This is a genomic window from Alteromonas gracilis, from assembly GCF_043642145.1.
Classification (GTDB): domain Bacteria; phylum Pseudomonadota; class Gammaproteobacteria; order Enterobacterales; family Alteromonadaceae; genus Alteromonas; species Alteromonas gracilis_B.
Genome location: NZ_JBHZRZ010000019.1, coordinates 1 through 15728 on the forward strand (window position 1 = coordinate 1; position 15728 = coordinate 15728).

Annotated in this window: 27 protein-coding genes; all 27 read right to left on the bottom strand. The window is 42.2% G+C overall.

The features are described 5' to 3' along the window. On the bottom strand, positions 1-365 hold a 365-nt coding region (locus tag ACHUFN_RS19705), incomplete at its 3' end, for a helix-turn-helix transcriptional regulator (protein ID WP_394224444.1). A 200-nt stretch (positions 366-565) separates the two neighbouring features. Continuing rightward, the gene (locus ACHUFN_RS19710; RefSeq protein ID WP_141152202.1) at positions 566-856 is read right to left on the bottom strand and encodes a hypothetical protein; all 291 of its coding nucleotides are present in this window, start codon (positions 854-856) and stop codon (positions 566-568) included. A gap of 124 nt (positions 857-980) precedes the next feature. Further along, the gene (locus ACHUFN_RS19715; protein ID WP_394224445.1) at positions 981-1298 is read right to left on the bottom strand and encodes a hypothetical protein; all 318 of its coding nucleotides are present in this window, start codon (positions 1296-1298) and stop codon (positions 981-983) included. Between the two features lie 443 nt (positions 1299-1741). Beyond that, entirely contained in the window at positions 1742-1972 is a 231-nt protein-coding gene (locus ACHUFN_RS19720) for a hypothetical protein (RefSeq protein WP_394224446.1), read from the bottom strand. Between the two features lie 292 nt (positions 1973-2264). Then, entirely contained in the window at positions 2265-2723 is a 459-nt protein-coding gene (locus ACHUFN_RS19725; protein ID WP_394224447.1) for a hypothetical protein, read from the bottom strand. 112 nt (positions 2724-2835) lie between these two features. Then, entirely contained in the window at positions 2836-3141 is a 306-nt protein-coding gene (locus ACHUFN_RS19730; protein WP_239260829.1) for a DUF2695 domain-containing protein, read from the bottom strand. Positions 3142-3269: 128 nt separating this feature from the next. Further along, on the bottom strand, positions 3270-3641 hold the full coding sequence (locus tag ACHUFN_RS19735; RefSeq protein ID WP_394224448.1) for a hypothetical protein: 372 nt from the start codon (positions 3639-3641) through the stop codon (positions 3270-3272). A gap of 125 nt (positions 3642-3766) precedes the next feature. Beyond that, complete coding sequence (locus ACHUFN_RS19740; RefSeq protein WP_394224449.1) at positions 3767-4342, bottom strand: hypothetical protein; 576 nt, start codon at positions 4340-4342, stop codon at positions 3767-3769. 300 nt (positions 4343-4642) lie between these two features. Next, entirely contained in the window at positions 4643-4864 is a 222-nt protein-coding gene (locus tag ACHUFN_RS19745; RefSeq protein WP_394224450.1) for a hypothetical protein, read from the bottom strand. A gap of 171 nt (positions 4865-5035) precedes the next feature. After that, positions 5036-5266 carry a hypothetical protein gene (locus ACHUFN_RS19750; RefSeq protein ID WP_394224451.1) on the bottom strand — a complete coding sequence of 77 codons (231 nt, stop codon included), beginning with the start codon at positions 5264-5266 and terminating at the stop codon, positions 5036-5038. A gap of 305 nt (positions 5267-5571) precedes the next feature. Next, entirely contained in the window at positions 5572-5832 is a 261-nt protein-coding gene (locus ACHUFN_RS19755; protein WP_394224452.1) for a hypothetical protein, read from the bottom strand. 447 nt (positions 5833-6279) lie between these two features. Then, positions 6280-6510, bottom strand: coding sequence for a hypothetical protein (locus tag ACHUFN_RS19760; protein WP_394224453.1), 231 nt, complete (start codon positions 6508-6510; stop codon positions 6280-6282). Positions 6511-6814: 304 nt separating this feature from the next. Then, positions 6815-7126 (bottom strand): hypothetical protein, encoded by a 312-nt coding sequence (locus ACHUFN_RS19765; RefSeq protein WP_156454614.1) that lies wholly within the window; start codon positions 7124-7126, stop codon positions 6815-6817. Positions 7127-7271: 145 nt separating this feature from the next. Continuing rightward, positions 7272-7961: a hypothetical protein gene (locus ACHUFN_RS19770; protein WP_394224454.1), complete on the bottom strand. Its 690-nt coding sequence runs from the start codon at positions 7959-7961 to the stop codon at positions 7272-7274. 133 nt (positions 7962-8094) lie between these two features. Next, positions 8095-8385 carry a hypothetical protein gene (locus tag ACHUFN_RS19775; protein WP_141152202.1) on the bottom strand — a complete coding sequence of 97 codons (291 nt, stop codon included), beginning with the start codon at positions 8383-8385 and terminating at the stop codon, positions 8095-8097. Positions 8386-8515: 130 nt separating this feature from the next. Continuing rightward, positions 8516-8866: a hypothetical protein gene (locus tag ACHUFN_RS19780; RefSeq protein ID WP_394224455.1), complete on the bottom strand. Its 351-nt coding sequence runs from the start codon at positions 8864-8866 to the stop codon at positions 8516-8518. A 126-nt stretch (positions 8867-8992) separates the two neighbouring features. Beyond that, positions 8993-9424 carry a hypothetical protein gene (locus ACHUFN_RS19785; RefSeq protein WP_394224456.1) on the bottom strand — a complete coding sequence of 144 codons (432 nt, stop codon included), beginning with the start codon at positions 9422-9424 and terminating at the stop codon, positions 8993-8995. A 115-nt stretch (positions 9425-9539) separates the two neighbouring features. Then, positions 9540-9980: a hypothetical protein gene (locus ACHUFN_RS19790; protein WP_394224457.1), complete on the bottom strand. Its 441-nt coding sequence runs from the start codon at positions 9978-9980 to the stop codon at positions 9540-9542. A gap of 115 nt (positions 9981-10095) precedes the next feature. Further along, positions 10096-10413: a hypothetical protein gene (locus ACHUFN_RS19795; RefSeq protein ID WP_394224445.1), complete on the bottom strand. Its 318-nt coding sequence runs from the start codon at positions 10411-10413 to the stop codon at positions 10096-10098. A 131-nt stretch (positions 10414-10544) separates the two neighbouring features. Continuing rightward, positions 10545-10961, bottom strand: a complete 417-nt coding sequence (locus ACHUFN_RS19800; protein WP_394224458.1) for a GFA family protein — start codon at positions 10959-10961, stop codon at positions 10545-10547. 70 nt (positions 10962-11031) lie between these two features. Then, positions 11032-11253, bottom strand: coding sequence for a hypothetical protein (locus tag ACHUFN_RS19805; protein WP_394224450.1), 222 nt, complete (start codon positions 11251-11253; stop codon positions 11032-11034). Between the two features lie 243 nt (positions 11254-11496). Next, positions 11497-12075, bottom strand: coding sequence for a hypothetical protein (locus ACHUFN_RS19810; protein WP_394224459.1), 579 nt, complete (start codon positions 12073-12075; stop codon positions 11497-11499). 1002 nt (positions 12076-13077) lie between these two features. After that, positions 13078-13428 carry a hypothetical protein gene (locus ACHUFN_RS19815; protein ID WP_159495473.1) on the bottom strand — a complete coding sequence of 117 codons (351 nt, stop codon included), beginning with the start codon at positions 13426-13428 and terminating at the stop codon, positions 13078-13080. 492 nt (positions 13429-13920) lie between these two features. Beyond that, the gene (locus tag ACHUFN_RS19820) at positions 13921-14202 is read right to left on the bottom strand and encodes a hypothetical protein (protein ID WP_394224460.1); all 282 of its coding nucleotides are present in this window, start codon (positions 14200-14202) and stop codon (positions 13921-13923) included. A 154-nt stretch (positions 14203-14356) separates the two neighbouring features. Then, positions 14357-14587 carry a hypothetical protein gene (locus ACHUFN_RS19825; protein WP_394224461.1) on the bottom strand — a complete coding sequence of 77 codons (231 nt, stop codon included), beginning with the start codon at positions 14585-14587 and terminating at the stop codon, positions 14357-14359. Between the two features lie 190 nt (positions 14588-14777). Next, positions 14778-15044 (bottom strand): hypothetical protein, encoded by a 267-nt coding sequence (locus tag ACHUFN_RS19830; RefSeq protein WP_394224462.1) that lies wholly within the window; start codon positions 15042-15044, stop codon positions 14778-14780. Positions 15045-15233: 189 nt separating this feature from the next. Further along, positions 15234-15362, bottom strand: a complete 129-nt coding sequence (locus tag ACHUFN_RS19835) for a hypothetical protein (RefSeq protein ID WP_394224463.1) — start codon at positions 15360-15362, stop codon at positions 15234-15236. Positions 15363-15728 lie beyond the last annotated feature (366 nt).

Below are 15728 nucleotides of genomic sequence, written 5' to 3' on the forward strand. Positions count from 1 at the left end.
ATGCCAGTAAAAGCACCGATTATTCCATACCAAAGCCCAGCTTCCCCAAGTGGTAATGTGTTATGCATTACCGAATAGGTTATTGCCGAATATGAACAGACTAAACCTACACCAGCACCAATATAACCATAAATTACGGTATTCTGATTCTGAGGTGTTTTTGATGAAATCGGCATAAGCTTTTCTGCTGGGATATTTAATGCGGCAGAAAGCGCTAATTTGGTTTCTAGTGAAGAAGTACCTGAGTTTTCGGCACGCTGGACTGTTCTTAAGCTGAGTCCAGAAGCTGTAGCGAGCTTTTCCTGTGACCACGACTTTTCGAGTCGGAGTGCTTTTACTAAATCTGAGTTAATCATTTCTTCCATTTTTGTGCTCCTTTAAAAAGAGCCTTTAGTTTTCCATTTTAGTTGAAGCAACGGCTACGTCATGTATATGACAAACAACCGCCAAAGGTCAAATTTGGGCCTAACTTTAAGCTAAGCGGCGCAGTTGCGTGGGGCATAATGGCGAAGCCGCCCCACGTGTATGCGTCCCAGTGACCGAAGGGAACGACTTAATTTTTTTGTTATGTGCCATCGCTTGATACTTCCACGAAAAAGCCACTAACTTTTTGACCTTTAATTTTTGCGCACCAACGTTTATAAAATGGATACGCTACTAAGGCCATCATAACGCCATTTACAACCGAAACTGCCGGTGTTGCTACCACTGAAATTAAATCGACTATGGTCGGTTCTCCGAAAAGTGCAATAATAAAAATGAGAACTCCAAATACTAATCCACCTATAAAGTTGATGGTTGCAGATATTTTGATAAGTGATTTTAAGCTGAGTTGAGTATGAAAAATTCTAGTCATAGGTTTCTAGTTTTAAGTGGCACATAACTTTTAAATAAGGGGCGATAACGCGTAGGGCATAATAGCGAAGCGGCCCTGCGTGTTAGCGTCCCAACGAGCGATAGCGAGTGACTTTATTTGGTTGTTATGTGCCTTCACATTCGAAGTCCCGTTGTTGAGGGTTTATTTGTAGAGAAATCATATTTATACCCAATCCATCGAGAGCAATGTAGGCGTCAATTGTGCGTGTAGGATTTAGACACTTATCAACTATTAGCGTAATTCTATCTGCTTTTTTAGATGATATCGTTTCTCGAAGTTTATTTTCGTCCAATATCTCACCGGTATTTCCAAATAAATAACCAGACTCTTTTACGCCGACCAAAAAATGCTCTTCAGCTGTTGCTTGACCAAAAGAGTAAAAATAAAGAATAAATAGGGCTGATAAAAGGAGTCTATTCATAGGTTTCCCTTGGCACATAACATTAAGCTAAGCGGCGCTGGCAAGTGGGCTAAAATTCCGAGCGAAGCGAGTTAGCCCACATGTTAGCGTCCGAACGACCGAAGGGAGTGGACTTGAGCGCTTTGTTAGAAGCAGAGCCAGTTCCTTTGGTCTGTTTAAAAACTGATGAAGCCAGCATACGATTGATTGTTAACACAAACAAGCAAAACGACTGTGCACTAGTGTTTTTGATTTAGCTGAAGCTAGCCGCCATCTGAGCTATCGAGTGTAATGGCGCTTGCTGAATGAAAATAAGAATTTGGAGACAAAGCGCCTATTACACCACCTTTAAAGTGAATGCGGCGGATTTAAACCTACCACAAGCCAGAGCGATGCTAACGAAAACAGGCAAGGGCAGTTGCATTGAGATTTTTATAAAGCCAAACGCAGTTTAGGCTGACGCCTTATAACATTAAGCTAAGCGGCGCAGTTGCGTGGGGCATAATGGCGAAGCCGCCCCGCGTAAATGCGTCCGAGCGACCGAAGGGAGTGGTCTTTAGCGCTTTGTTAGAAGCAGAGCCATTTCCTTTGATCTGTTTTAAAACTGTTGAAGCCAGCATACGATTGATTGTTAACACAAACAAGCAAAACGGCTGTGCAGTGATGGTTTTGATTTGATTGAAGCTAGCCGCCATTTGAGCTATCGAGTGTAATGGCGCTTGCTGGCTTAGAATAAGAACTTGGAGATTGAGCGCCTATTACACCACCTTTAAAGTGAAAGCGGTGGATTTAAACCTACCACAAGCTAGAGCGATGCTAATGAAAACAGGTGAGGGTAGTTGCACTGGGATTTGTATTAAGCCAAACGAAGTTTAGGCTGACGCCTTATAACTTTTAAATAAGGGGCGCAGGCATGTGGGGCATAATGGCGAAGCCGCCCCGCATGTATGCGTCCCAGCGAACGAAGTGAGTGACTTAATTTTTTTGTTAGGTGCCACTTTTGCGATACCACGAAAATACAAACACTATAGCGAGTAATATGGGAATTGTCGCAGCTCCACTTCCTGAATACCCATTGATATGAACTAATTTATCAAAAGGGGCAACTATTTTGTTGTTTTGAGAGAGTTGATAAATCTTTGTTGAGTTATCTGTGGGTTTGTACCAAACGCGAATGTAACCGCCAGCGTTCAATGCTGATAAGACACGACGATAGAATGGGTTGTTGTCTGTAATTACAAACTCAACGTCCGATATGGTAAAGGAAGTTATTTCGTAACTAGGCTTTCCGCCAGTTTGCCTAGTTCTGTACTTCACAGGTTTATAACTTGAGACTACCGAGTACTCTTCTAATTTAGGAACCTCAGCATCAATTTGGACTTGAATCCATATTGAGCCCGCTAGGCCAAACATAATTAATAGGATTGAGATACTAAGTTTTGTCATCGGCACCTAACTTTCCAATAACGGGCGCAGACATGTGGGGCATAATGGCGCAGCCGCCCCGCGTGTATGCGTCCCAGCGAACGTAGTGAGTGAGTTTATTGGGTTGTTATGTTTACTCTTCTAAATGCCAACCAACAATATCACCGACCTCATCATAGACATTAAAAATAACCTCGCAATCACAAAAACCGCCATGTTCATTTAACCAAGGAATTATTTTTTCTGGGTTTAAATTACGGCTAATTAAAAAATCCTTTGTTTCTCTGAGAGTGTGGTCACAATTCGGAGCCTCTTCTCTATTTAGAAACGATAGGAGCTCCTTTAATACTTCAATTGATAACGGTAGTGAAGCTATTAAATTTTCATGTTCATTTTGCTTGAACCGAGCTTTGAGTTTTTTCTTCTGTTCTTTGTCCATAAGCAAATCTCAAAGTAAACATAACACCCCACTAAGGGGCGATAACACATGGGCTAAAATTAGGAACGAAGTGACGCAGCCCATGTGTTAGCGTCCCAACGAGCGAAGCGAGAGGCTTGAGTGGTTTGTTATAACTCGTTGTTATCACTACGATTCTCTTTATCTATTTTATCGACTTTTGTATTTAACTCATCGATTGATAGCTGAATTTGACGCAAAACTGGGTTCGAAAAAGCGTGGTTTCTTATTTCCTCTTCCCTAAATCCTAGCTTTGAATCCAAATAGCCTAAAATTAAAGAACAAACCACAAACAGAACCAATATCACAGGTACTGCCATAAGAGGTCTTTCAATAACGAATTGACTAACAGGGTTGTTTTCTAGTGAGTTAATGAAAACAAATATGATGAGTAAAAATTGAATATAGCCAATATACATCTTTGAACGGTCAATATAGACCTTCCATCGAATCAAAGTCCGTTTATTAAACTTTCCTTTCAAAAGTTTCTCCTAGAGTTATAACGCCCAACTAAGGGGCGCTAACACATGGGCTAAAATTAGGAACGAAGTGACGCAGCCCATGTGTTAGCGTCCCAGCGAGCAGCGCGAGCGCCTTTAGTTTTTTGTTATGTGCCACTGCGCCGCTGCCTCTTATTCGCTAATTGCCAGCCGTACCAACATGCAGGCAGCATGATAATAGAGCTAAACACTGCTCTGATGTTTAACTCTAAAATACCGAACAACAAAAAAGCTGTCGAGGATAGCCCGAAAACGACACACCAAAACTTTAGTGCCAATGGTGATATTAAACCACCATACTTTTTAGGTTTGTGAAAAAGCAGCCTATATGAAAGCAACGCAAACCATAGACCTAAACAGGTTAAAGCCAAAACACCCAATGCTGCGGCAAAAGAAGCTTCACCATTGTCAAAAAGGATGAATACTAACCCCAAAAAGATAAGTGAGATAAATGTTGTCACAATGCCAACTAATACTTCACTTAAACGTCCTGTATTTGCTTGATAGTCCATTAATTTTTCCTTGGCACATAACATTAAGCTAAGCGGCGCAGTTGCGTGGGGCACAATGGCGAAGCCGCCCCGCGTAAATGCGTCCGAGCGACCGAAGGGAGTGGACTTGAGCGCTTTGTTAGAAGCAGAGCCAGTTCCTTTGGTCTGTTTAAAAACTGATGAAGCCAGCATACGATTGATTGTTAACACAAACAAGCAAAACGACTGTGCACTAGTGTTTTTGATTTAGCTTAAGCTAGCCGCCATTTGAACTGTCGAACGCATTGGTGCTTGTTGAAGTTGAATAATAACTTGGCGATAAAGCGCCTAATGCGCAACCTTTGAATTGAAAACGGCGGATTTAAACCTACCACAAGCCAGAGCGATGCTAATGAAAACAGGTGAGGGTAGTTGTACTGGGATTTTTATGAAGCCAAACGCAGTTTAGGCTGACGCCTTATAACATTAAGCTAAGCGGCGCTGGCATGTGGGCTAAAATTCCGAGCGAAGCGAGTTAGCCCACATGTTAGCGTCCGAACGACCGAAGGGAGTGGACTTGAGCGCTTTGTTAGAAGCAGAGCCAGTTCCTTTGGTCTGTTTAAAAACTGATGAAGCCAGCATACGATTGATTGTTAACACAAACAAGCAAAATACCAGTGCACTTTTGGTTTTGATTTGACTGAAGCCAGCCGCCATTTGAACTGACAAGCGCAATGGCGCTTGCTGACTGAAAATAAGAACTGGGCGATAAAGCGCCTATTGCGAGACCTTCGAAGTAAGCGCGGTGATATTAAAACTACCAATGCTTTGGCGATGTTGGGAACAACAGGTAAGGGCGGTTGAACTGATAAGTTTATAAAGCCAAACATAGTTTAGGCTGACGCCTTATAACATTAAGCTAAGCGGCGCAGTTGCGTGGGGCATAATGGCGAAGCCGCCCCGCGTAAATGCGTCCGAGCGACCGAAGGGAGTGGTCTTTAGCGCTTTGTTAGAAGCAGAGCCAGTTCCTTTGGTCTGTTTAAAAACTAATGAAGCCAGCATACGATTGATTGTTAACACAAACAAGCAAAATACCAGTGCACTTTTGGTTTTGATTTGGCTGAAGCTAGCCGCCATCTGAGCTATCGAGTGTAATGGCGCTTGCTGGCTTAAAATAAGAACTTGGCGATAAAGCGCCTATTACACCACCTTTGAATTGAAAGTGGCGGATTTAAACCTACCACAAGCCAGAGCGATGTTAATAAAAACGGGAGAGCGCAGTTGCACTGAAGTTTTTATATAGCCAAATGAATTTTAGGCTGACGCCTTATAACTTTTCAATAACGGGCGCTGGCGCGTGGGGCATAATGGCGAAGCCGCCCCACGTGTATGCGTCCCAGCGAACGAAGTGAGTGAGTTTATTGAGTTGTTATATGCCACTGTTAATGATTACCATCTGACCCAGCTCCGCTACTGTCTCTGTTGCCACCACCAAATTCAGAATACTTTTTAGTTGGTTGATCCTGACTTTTATTAAACTGCCATAGAGCAACTGCTCCAATGATTGGAATTAACCAAGCAATAATAATTTGTGCAATTTTTTGAACAGAGTCTAAGTCTTCTCTTTTTGCCAAGAATACTGATACTGCAAAGCTAAGTATTAAGTATGTGACTAACGCAGAGTAAATAAAAAGAGAATCCATTTCACAATTTTCCGTGGCTTATAACATTAAGCTAAGCGGCGCTGGCATGTGGGCTAAAATCCCGAGCGGAGCGAGTTAGCCCACATGTTAGCGTCCGAACGACCTAAGGGAGTGGTCTTTAGCGCTTTGTTAGAAGCTAAGCCAGTTCCTTTGGTCTGTTTAAAAACTAATGAAGCCAGCATACGATTTATTGTTAATACAAACAAGCAAAATGCCAGTGCACTTTTGGTTTTGATTTGACTGAAGCTAGCCGCCATTTGAGCTGTCGAGTGTAATGGCGCTTGCTGACTCAAAATAAGAATTTGGTGATAAAGCGCCTATTACACCACCTTTAAGTTGAAAGCGGCGGATTTAAACCTACCACAAGCTAAAGCGATGCTAATGAAAACGGGAGAGGGTAGTTGTACTGGGATTTTTATAAAGCCAAACGCAGTTTAGGCTGACGCCTTATAACATTAAGCTAAGCGGCGCAGTTGCGTGGGGCACAATGGCGAAGCCGCCCCGCGTAAATGCGTCCGAGCGACCGAAGGGAGTGGACTTTAGCGCTTTGTTAGAAGCAGAGCCAGTTCCTTTGGTCTGTTTAAAAACTGATGAAGCCAGCATACGATTGATTGTTAACACAGACAAGAAAAACGACTGTGCATTGATGTTTTTGATTTGACTGAAGCTAGCCGCCATTTGAACTGTCTAACGCATTGGCGCTTGTCGACGTTGAATAATAACTTGGCGATAAAGCGCCTAATGCGCAACCTTTGAATTGAAAGCGGCGGATTTAAACCTACCTCAAGCCAGAGCGATGCTAATGAAAACAGGAGAGGGTAGTTCCACTGGGATTTTCATAAAGCCAAACGCAGTTTAGGCTGACGCCTTATAACTTTTAAATAAGGGGCGCAGGCATGTGGGGCATAATGGCGAAGCCGCCCCGCGTGTATGCGTCCCAGCGAACGAAGTGAGTGACTTAATTTTTTTGTTATAAGACATGCTACTTAAAACCTTGAATAGTGCCATTGGTGCCAACAATAAGGCATACGCTACCATAATATAAACAATCATCTTTTATGAATGGTGAAGAGCCATAAATATCCAGTGGAACAATACTATTAACTTCGTTGATACTTTTACCTATAAGCTGCGCGTTTATTAGAACGAACAGTTGCTCCGATATTTTAGTTTGGGTTTCTAGGCTTGCTTCCATGTAAGTTAAAGAGACGCCGTTATCCAAACTCCGATACAACCAAAACAAGTTGGTTAGTAGGAGTAATATTGAAAGGATACTGATAACAACCTTGTTCACTGAATTCCCTTTGTCTTATAACACCCCGCTTAGGGGCAATAACACGTGGGCTAAAATTTGGAGCGAAGCGACTGAGCCCACGTGTTATTGTCCCAGGGAGCTTGCGACCGACTACAGCGGTTTGTTAGGCACCGCCTCCTCGCAATTATTCATTATAAGGGCACGACAAAAAGAGTTTTTTCAGGGCTTCTATTCTTAAATCATTGGCTTTCTCATAAGACATTCTTACCAAATACTCTGCTTGGATCCCGTAGTTTCGATAATCATTTATGTTTTCTTGATTTAGAGGGTTCTTCTCCAAAGCTTCTTTAGCAAGCTTTTCTTTCTCTTTTATTTCTTCAAATTTTTGGGTGATTTCTGGCCAATACAATGTTTCCATTTTTTCGTCGAGATCGTCAAACGCGTTCATGACTTCAGGGCATGGTGTATTTGGAAAAGCGTTCAATATAATTGGCATTATTTCTCCAAAAAATCTTTGGTTTTCCAGATTGATATTTTCAATTAATTGACTTAATTTTATATCCCCAATATTTCTTACTATTATCGCATTTGATTGCTCTTGGTATTTATTAAGACTGCTCTGTAAATCTGCTATTTTGTTCAGTTGCCCGTCAATTTTTGTGTCTTTACCTTCACTCTCTGAGCTAACTAATACTTCCTTAATTCCTCCTAGTACAAAGACAGCAGCGAGAAAACATATGGAAACCCAACCCTTTAGTTTTATTGACTTTATTAGGTTAGGCTCTTTGTCATCTATAGTGTTGCCAAACAATGCAACTAAGGCTGTGATCAATGTGAGAAGTGCGATTGTTATCGTCAGAAAAAGTATCATCATAGTCCTAAACTAATTACGCTTTAAAAAGTGTGCCTAACTTTTAAATAAGGGGCGCAGGCATGTGGGGCATAATGGCGAAGCCGCCCCACGTGTATGCGTCCCAGTGACCGAAGGGAACGACTTAATTTTTTTGTTATGTGCCATCGCTTGATACTTCCACGAAAAAGCCACTAACTTTTTGACCTTTAATTTTTGCGCACCAACGTTTATAAAATGGATACGCTACTAAGGCCATCATAACGCCATTTACAACCGAAACTGCCGGTGTTGCTACCACTGAAATTAAATCGACTATGGTCGGTTCTCCGAAAAGTGCAATAATAAAAATGAGAACTCCAAATACTAATCCACCTATAAAGTTGATGGTTGCAGATATTTTGATAAGTGATTTTAAGCTGAGTTGAGTATGAAAAATTCTAGTCATAGGTTTCTAGTTTTAAGTGGCACATAACACCCAAATATGGGGCGCGGACGCGCAGGCGAAAATGGCGAAGCCGCCTGCGTGTTTGCGTCCCAGCCCGCGCTAGCGGGCGACATAATTTGTTTGTTATACCCTAAACCCATAGATCGCCGTATCCCCAAATAAAAGTGCCAATTATGGCCAAAAACAGTGCTATCAAATGAAACAAACCAACTGTTTTGGGCAGAGTCTCTTCCATTTTTGTAATGCCAACATGACCAGCGGGTCTTAGTGTAGAAGCCATTTTTGAAACATAATACTCACCAAGAACAGCGAAAAGAACTATCAATGAGCCGCTTCTCTGGAACCAGACGCCCAATTCCTCGGTTGAAGGTTTGAGTAAGCCTGTCAGTGCCAATACTCCACAAGCGATTGATAGAAAAACAGAGACAAAAAACTTCCATCGGGCGGCTTGGTATTTATCAAATTCCTCTTTAGGTTCCATTTTCATCCTTGGGTATAACTTTTCAATAACGGGCGCAGGCACGCGGGGCATAATGGCAAAGCCGCCCTGCGTGTATGCGTCCCAGCGAACGTAGTGAGCGAGTTTATTGAGTTGTTAGGGGCTTTCTCAATTGATTGGATTACAAGCGATATTGGCATCCATGTCTCCTGACCAAGTCAATATTTTAATTGTGTCTGAGTAGGGGTATTCAGCGTTGTCTTTCGGTAGTTTGTTAATATTTACAATCTGCGAACCGCACCACTGTTCTCCACGCCAATAACTGACAACAGCATAATCGTTTGATGTTAGTTGTCTTATGAATTCTGATGCGTCATTAAAGGCATTGTTGTTGCCGTAGTCATCAAAATGAGCGTGATAAGGGCCAAAGAAAACTGTTAACTCGTCACCAAAAGCCTCGATTTCCAACTTAGGAGTATCTAATTTGTCTGTACGAGGGATTTTGACCTCAAAAACTTCATCGTTTTTCGTCACAAACGAAGACCAACTAGGAAACTGTTCCGAAAACAACTTACTTATTTTTCTGGAAAAATCATCCATACCTAATTCTAGCCCCTAACTTTCCAATAAGGGGCGCAGATATGTGGGGCATAATGGCGAAGCCGCCCCGCGTGTATGCGTCCCAGCGAACGAAGTGAGCGACTTAATTTTTTTGTTATGTGCCAATTTGCTCCGCTGTCATTTGACGAAATTCGGCATAATTATCAGCGTATTCCCAAATAGAGAACAAATGCTGGCCTTTTGAGTCAATTAAGCAAAATATTTGGCAGCTTGTGTATTCTTTGGATTTCTCTAGTTCATGCCAAGAATAAACATCAGTTTTTCCATTATTTGTTAGGGAAATGCCACTATCATCAAATGTAAAACTTACTTTTAGAGATTTTAAGAACCTAAACATTAAGTAGGCGAACTTTCCAAATACGAACGTCAATATACCGCAAATGACAACCAAGAATATAGAGGTTGAAACGTCAGCTTCTGGTATCCGGTTTGCTGAAAGGAAGATCATAGAAAGCGGGCCACCGATGTAGACAGGCATCAGTATCACCGCACAAATGTAAGCAAGTACTCTTATTTTCTTGGAATGTTGAACCATAGCTACCTTGGCATATAACTTTTAAATAAGGGGCGCTGGCACGTGGGGCACAATAACGAAGTGGCCCCGCGTGTTAGCGCCCCAACGAGCGATAGCGAGTGACTTTATTTGGTTGTTATGTGCCTTCACATTCGAAGTCCCGTTGTTGAGGGTTTATTTGTAGAGAAATCATATTTATACCCAATCCATCGAGAGCAATGTAGGCGTCAATTGTGCGTGTAGGATTTAGACACTTATCAACTATTAGCGTAATTCTATCTGCTTTTTTAGATGATATCGTTTCTCGAAGTTTATTTTCGTCCAATATCTCACCGGTATTTCCAAATAAATAACCAGACTCTTTTACGCCGACCAAAAAATGCTCTTCAGCTGTTGCTTGACCAAAAGAGTAAAAATAGAGAATAAATAGAGCTGATAAAAGGAGTCTATTCATAGGTTTCCTTTGGCACATAACATTAAGCTAACGGGCACAAACATGCGGCGAAAATGGCGAAGCCGCCGCGTGTTTGTGTCCCAGTGACCGAAGGGAACGAGTTTAGCGCCTTGTTATGTCTGGAACTTTTATTACCCACCGAAAGTTTCCTTGTGTTGTTTACCCGTAATGCCAATTTCTTCCCATACAGCCTTCGAATCGGTAAAAAGATGATGCTTAACTTCTAAGTTTTCGAAGCCTGTGTCCAAAAGACTAACAGGAATATAGAAATGTGCATTATCGTTTTTACCCGGAAGAGGTGAGCCGCACGTTTTGCAGAAGTTAGTGAGCCAATCGTGATTGGGCTTTGCCCATTGCTTAATTGAACTAAGCTCTCCTTCCATTTTTAATGCTTCGTTTGGAACAATTGTAACCGCGATGCCGCCACTCCCAGTAGATTTTCTACAAATAGAACAATGGCAAATAAATACTCTAGAAAGAGGAATGTTTACTGAGAATGAAATCGCGCCGCAATTGCATGAGCCTGTCGCAAAAGTTTGGTTTTCCACTTTCCAATCCCTAAGTAATGTTGGTTAAGAGCGTGACATAACATTAAGCTAAGCGGCGCTGGCATGTGGGCTAAAATTCCGAGCGAAGCGAGTTAGCCCACATGTTAGCGTCCGAACGACCGAAGGGAGTGGACTTGAGCGCTTTGTTAGAAGCAGAGCCAGTTCCTTTGGTCTGTTTAAAAACTGATGAAGCCAGCATACGATTGATTGTTAACACAAACAAGCAAAATACCAGTGCACTTTTGGTTTTGATTTGACTGAAGCCAGCCGCCATTTGAACTGACAAGCGCAATGGCGCTTGCTGACTGAAAATAAGAACTGGGCGATAAAGCGCCTATTGCGAGACCTTCGAAGTAAGCGCGGTGATATTAAAACTACCAATGCTTTGGCGATGTTGGGAACAACAGGTAAGGGCGGTTGAACTGATAAGTTTATAAAGCCAAACATAGTTTAGGCTGACGCCTTATAACACCTTGGATAAGCGGTTTGGCAGTGCTCTTCTGTCAAATCCGTCTTAATCCTTTTGTTAGGTAAACTACTTAATCTGTTCATTAAACAAAGAAACAACCTCATCGACTTGTATTGGTCGGTAATCCAGAACGTACTCTTGATCAACCGAACTCTCTTCAAATTCTGAGATTTTTGAAGCTACAATATCAATATCAGTTTCCCCAAAGTGTTTGCTAATGTTGAAAAAAGCAATATGGTCAAAATACGCAAAAGTTTGTCCTGTATCCCAACCTGCTCTTTGCGTGCTCACATAATGAAATGCAATAAATGAAGAATTCCCTGAACTACAAAATAAAAAATATCGCTCACGTTTATTTAACACCTCAGATGTCTCAAACCCTTTTTCTAAACAGTATTTTTTAGCTTCTTCTATCGCATTTAAAACTAATCCTGAGGTATAGCTTCCGACAACATTGTAGTTGGCAGTGAACATTTCTATCTCCTCATAAACCTCTACTGAATAGTTGGAAGGCATTATTTTAGGTTTATTATTACTTGAAATACCTTTAATCAACTGCTCAATAGTTAGTTCTGAATAATTATCCGGCAGTGATGCACAACCGAAAAGAACTAAAGAACCTAAAACGACCCAAATAGCTTTCATTTAAAAACTTCCTCTGTTTACCTAACATTAAGCTAAGCGGCGCTGGCAAGTGGGCTAAAATTCCGAGCGAAGCGAGTTAGCCCACATGTTAGCGTCCGAACGACCGAAGGGAGTGGACTTGAGCGCTTTGTTAGAAGCAGAGCCAGTTCCTTTGGTCTGTTTAAAAACTGATGAAGCCAGCATACGATTGATTGTTAACACAAACAAGCAAAACGACTGTGCACTAGTGTTTTTGATTTAGCTGAAGCTAGCCGCCATCTGAGCTATCGAGTGTAATGGCGCTTGCTGAATGAAAATAAGAATTTGGAGACAAAGCGCCTATTACACCACCTTTAAAGTGAATGCGGCGGATTTAAACCTACCACAAGCCAGAGCGATGCTAACGAAAACAGGCAAGGGCAGTTGCATTGAGATTTTTATAAAGCCAAACGCAGTTTAGGCTGACGCCTTATAACTTTCGCATAAACGGCACAAACACAGCGCTACAATCGCGAAGCGGCGCTGTGTTTGTGTCCGCAGCGCGCCCTGCGCGCGTTTAATGCGCTTGTTATGTGCCAAGATGCTTACCTTTTTGTCGTTTTGACAGAGTAAATAGTTTTACAAAAGTTGCTATTAGAACGATACAAACAAATGGCACTACTTGAATAAAAGTAATTAATGGAGCTAACGCTTGCCAACTTTGGAAACTAATTAGCACAAAAAGGATAGCCCCGAAAAACATACCTAGCGAATAGTCTAAAACCCTTAACCTTTTAAAGCCTATAAAATAAATTGTCGGGATGCTAGCTATTAAAACAGTATTATAAATCCCAATTGGTGCAATAGGTGGTGATAGCGAGGCTAGCAAATAAACAAGTAAACCAAATAGCACCTTTAACTTAATCCTCTTGGCACATAACACCCCACTAAGGGGCGATAACACATGGGCTAAAATTAGGAACGAAGTAACGCAGCCCATGTGTTAGCGTCCCAGCGAGCAGCGCGAGTGCCTTGAGTGGTTTGTTATACGCTATTACCTGCTCCATGAGCAACCCACCAACTAAACAAACTTATACTAAGAGCGAGAATTATCAATTCTGCACTTGCACCAAAAAATAAAATTATTGGAACCAATGAAGCCAAGCATAAGTACTGTGGTTTAAATAGATTTAGTTTGTTTAAAGCAATTGCAACGGGAACACCATAAAAGAAGTTGATTGGATAAATAACAATTAAACTTAGGCCAGCCGATACGAAACTGCCGGCTAGAGTTTGAAATAAACCGTTTTGGTCAATGGTGAAAAGTAGCATTATCGGAAAGGCTACTAGTGGGCCAAGAGTTGCACCTTTAAAAATATCTGAATTTGTCACCATGGCGTATAACTTCCCACTAAGGGGCGATAACACATGGGCTAAAATTAGGAACGAAGTGACGCAGCCCATGTGTTAGCGTCCCAGCGAGCGAAGCGAGAGCCTTGAGTGGTTTGTTATACATTCGGTTCTTCACTTTCGCTGCCAATGAGTAGGGTACTGACTTTTGAAAACAATATTGAAATAGTCTTCTGCATCAAGGCTCCCATTCTTGACCATGTGAAAAAAGTAAATTGCTGCGCAAAGTGAACAAAATAAATATATGCAGCAAAATACCATTAGTATTCCAAAACCAAAAACCGAATACACTATTTGAGCGCTATATTCTTTTAGTGGGACCTCAAGATCTATACCGAACATTGGCACGACTTTCATAAACAATAAATAAGCTATGAGTCCTCCCACAATGCACCCGGTAGTACCAACCTTCGCGGACTTTTCGTAATAATACGGTTTAAGGTTTAACTGGCTCTTTATCGCTTTAATTAAAATAATCTATGCCTCGAGAATGTATAACATTAAGCTAAGCGGCGCAGTTGCGTGGGGCATAATGGCGAAGCCGCCCCGCGTAAATGCGTCCGAGCGACCGAAGGGAGTGGTCTTTAGCGCTTTGTTAGAAGCAGAGCCAGTTCCTTTGGTCTGTTTAAAAACTAATGAAGCCAGCATACGATTGATTGTTAATACAAACAAGCAAAACGACTTTGCAGTGATGTTTTTGATTTGACTGAAGCTAGCCGCCATTTGAACTAACAAGTGTAATGGCGCTTGCTGACTCAAAATAAGAACTTGGCGATAAAGCGCCTATTACACCACCTTTAAAGTGAAAGCGGCGGATTTAAACCTACCACAAGCCAGAGCGATGTAAATGAAAACAGGAGAGGGTAATTCCACTGGGATTTTCATAAAGCCAAACGCAGTTTAGGCTGACGCCTTATAACATTAAGCTAAGCGGCGCAGTTGCGTGGGGCATAATGGCGAAGCCGCCCCGCGTAAATGCGTCCGAGCGACCGAAGGGAGTGGACTTTAGCGCTTTGTTAGAAGCAGAGCCAGTTCCTTTGGTCTGTTTAAAAACTGATGAAGCCAGCATACGATTGATTGTTAACACAAACAAGCAAAATGGCAGTGATGCGATGGTTTTGATTTGACTGAAGCTAGCCGCCATTTAAATTGGCAAGTGTAATGGCGCTTGCTAGCTGAAAATAAGAATTTGGAGACTAAGCGCCTATTACACCACCTTTAAAGTGAATGCGGCGGATTTAAACCTACCACAAGCCAGAGCGATGCTGATGAAAACAGATGAAGGCAGTTGCACTGAGATTTGGATGAAGCTAACCGCTGTTTAGGCTGACGCCTTATAACATTAAGCTAAGCGGCGCAGTTGCGTGGGGCACAATGGCGAAGCCGCCCCGCGTAAATGCGTCCGAGCGACCGAAGGGAGTGGTCTTTAGCGCTTTGTTAGAAGCAGAGCCAGTTCCTTTGGTCTGTTTAAAAACTAATGAAGCCAGCATACGATTGATTGTTAATACAAACAAGCAAAACGACTTTGCAGTGATGTTTTTGATTTGACTGAAGCTAGCCGCCATTTGAACTAACAAGTGTAATGGCGCTTGCTGACTCAAAATAAGAACTTGGCGATAAAGCGCCTATTACACCACCTTTAAAGTGAAAGCGGCGGATTTAAACCTACCACAAGCCAGAGCGATGTAAATGAAAACAGGAGAGGGTAATTCCACTGGGATTTTCATAAAGCCAAACGCAGTTTAGGCTGACGCCTTATAACTTTAAGCTAAGCGGCGCTGGCATGTGGGCTAAAATCCCGAGCGAAGCGAGTTAGCCCACATGTTAGCGTCCGAACGACCGAAGGGAGTGGTCTTTAGCGCTTTGTTAGAAGCAGAGCCAGTTCCTTTGGTCTGTTTAAATACTGATGAAGCCAGCATACGATTGATTGTTAAAACAAACAAGCAAAACGACTTTGCAGTGATGTTTTTGATTTAGCTGAAGCTAGCCGCCATCTGAGCTATCGAGTGTAATGGCGCTTGCGAGGTGCAACTAATAACTTGGCGATAAAGCGCCTATTACACCACCTTTAAATTGTAATCGGCGGATTTACACCTCCCACAAGCCATGGCGATGCTAATAAAAACAGGTGAGGGTAGTTGCACTAGGATTTTTATAAAGCCAAACGAAGTTTAGGCTGACGCCTTATAACTTTCCAATAACGGGCGTAGACATGTGGGGCATAATGGCGAAGCCGCCCCGCGTGCATGCGTCCCAGCGAACGAAGTGAGTGTGTTTATTGGCTT

Bases quoted from the DNA above. Each gene is read 5' to 3' on its own strand.
- ACHUFN_RS19730 (WP_239260829.1), bottom strand. From the start codon at position 3,141: ATGGACAAAGAACAGAAGAAAAAACTCAAAGCTCGGTTCAAGCAAAAT.
- ACHUFN_RS19790 (WP_394224457.1), bottom strand. From the start codon at position 9,980: ATGGTTCAACATTCCAAGAAAATAAGAGTACTTGCTTACATTTGTGCG.
- ACHUFN_RS19785 (WP_394224456.1), bottom strand. From the start codon at position 9,424: ATGGATGATTTTTCCAGAAAAATAAGTAAGTTGTTTTCGGAACAGTTT.
- ACHUFN_RS19720 (WP_394224446.1), bottom strand. From the start codon at position 1,972: ATGGCGGCTAGCTTCAATCAAATCAAAACCATCACTGCACAGCCGTTT.
- ACHUFN_RS19740 (WP_394224449.1), bottom strand. From the start codon at position 4,342: ATGCTGGCTTCATCAGTTTTTAAACAGACCAAAGGAACTGGCTCTGCT.
- ACHUFN_RS19810 (WP_394224459.1), bottom strand. From the start codon at position 12,075: ATGAAAGCTATTTGGGTCGTTTTAGGTTCTTTAGTTCTTTTCGGTTGT.
- ACHUFN_RS19760 (WP_394224453.1), bottom strand. From the start codon at position 6,510: ATGGCGGCTAGCTTCAGTCAAATCAAAAACATCAATGCACAGTCGTTT.
- ACHUFN_RS19775 (WP_141152202.1), bottom strand. From the start codon at position 8,385: ATGACTAGAATTTTTCATACTCAACTCAGCTTAAAATCACTTATCAAA.
- ACHUFN_RS19780 (WP_394224455.1), bottom strand. From the start codon at position 8,866: ATGGAACCTAAAGAGGAATTTGATAAATACCAAGCCGCCCGATGGAAG.
- ACHUFN_RS19755 (WP_394224452.1), bottom strand. From the start codon at position 5,832: ATGGATTCTCTTTTTATTTACTCTGCGTTAGTCACATACTTAATACTT.
- ACHUFN_RS19835 (WP_394224463.1), bottom strand. From the start codon at position 15,362: ATGCTGGCTTCATCAGTATTTAAACAGACCAAAGGAACTGGCTCTGCT.
- ACHUFN_RS19815 (WP_159495473.1), bottom strand. From the start codon at position 13,428: ATGGTGACAAATTCAGATATTTTTAAAGGTGCAACTCTTGGCCCACTA.
- ACHUFN_RS19770 (WP_394224454.1), bottom strand. From the start codon at position 7,961: ATGATGATACTTTTTCTGACGATAACAATCGCACTTCTCACATTGATC.
- ACHUFN_RS19725 (WP_394224447.1), bottom strand. From the start codon at position 2,723: ATGACAAAACTTAGTATCTCAATCCTATTAATTATGTTTGGCCTAGCG.
- ACHUFN_RS19795 (WP_394224445.1), bottom strand. From the start codon at position 10,413: ATGAATAGACTCCTTTTATCAGCTCTATTTATTCTCTATTTTTACTCT.
- ACHUFN_RS19750 (WP_394224451.1), bottom strand. From the start codon at position 5,266: ATGGCGGCTAGCTTCAGCCAAATCAAAACCAAAAGTGCACTGGTATTT.
- ACHUFN_RS19710 (WP_141152202.1), bottom strand. From the start codon at position 856: ATGACTAGAATTTTTCATACTCAACTCAGCTTAAAATCACTTATCAAA.
- ACHUFN_RS19715 (WP_394224445.1), bottom strand. From the start codon at position 1,298: ATGAATAGACTCCTTTTATCAGCCCTATTTATTCTTTATTTTTACTCT.
- ACHUFN_RS19825 (WP_394224461.1), bottom strand. From the start codon at position 14,587: ATGGCGGCTAGCTTCAGTCAAATCAAAACCATCGCATCACTGCCATTT.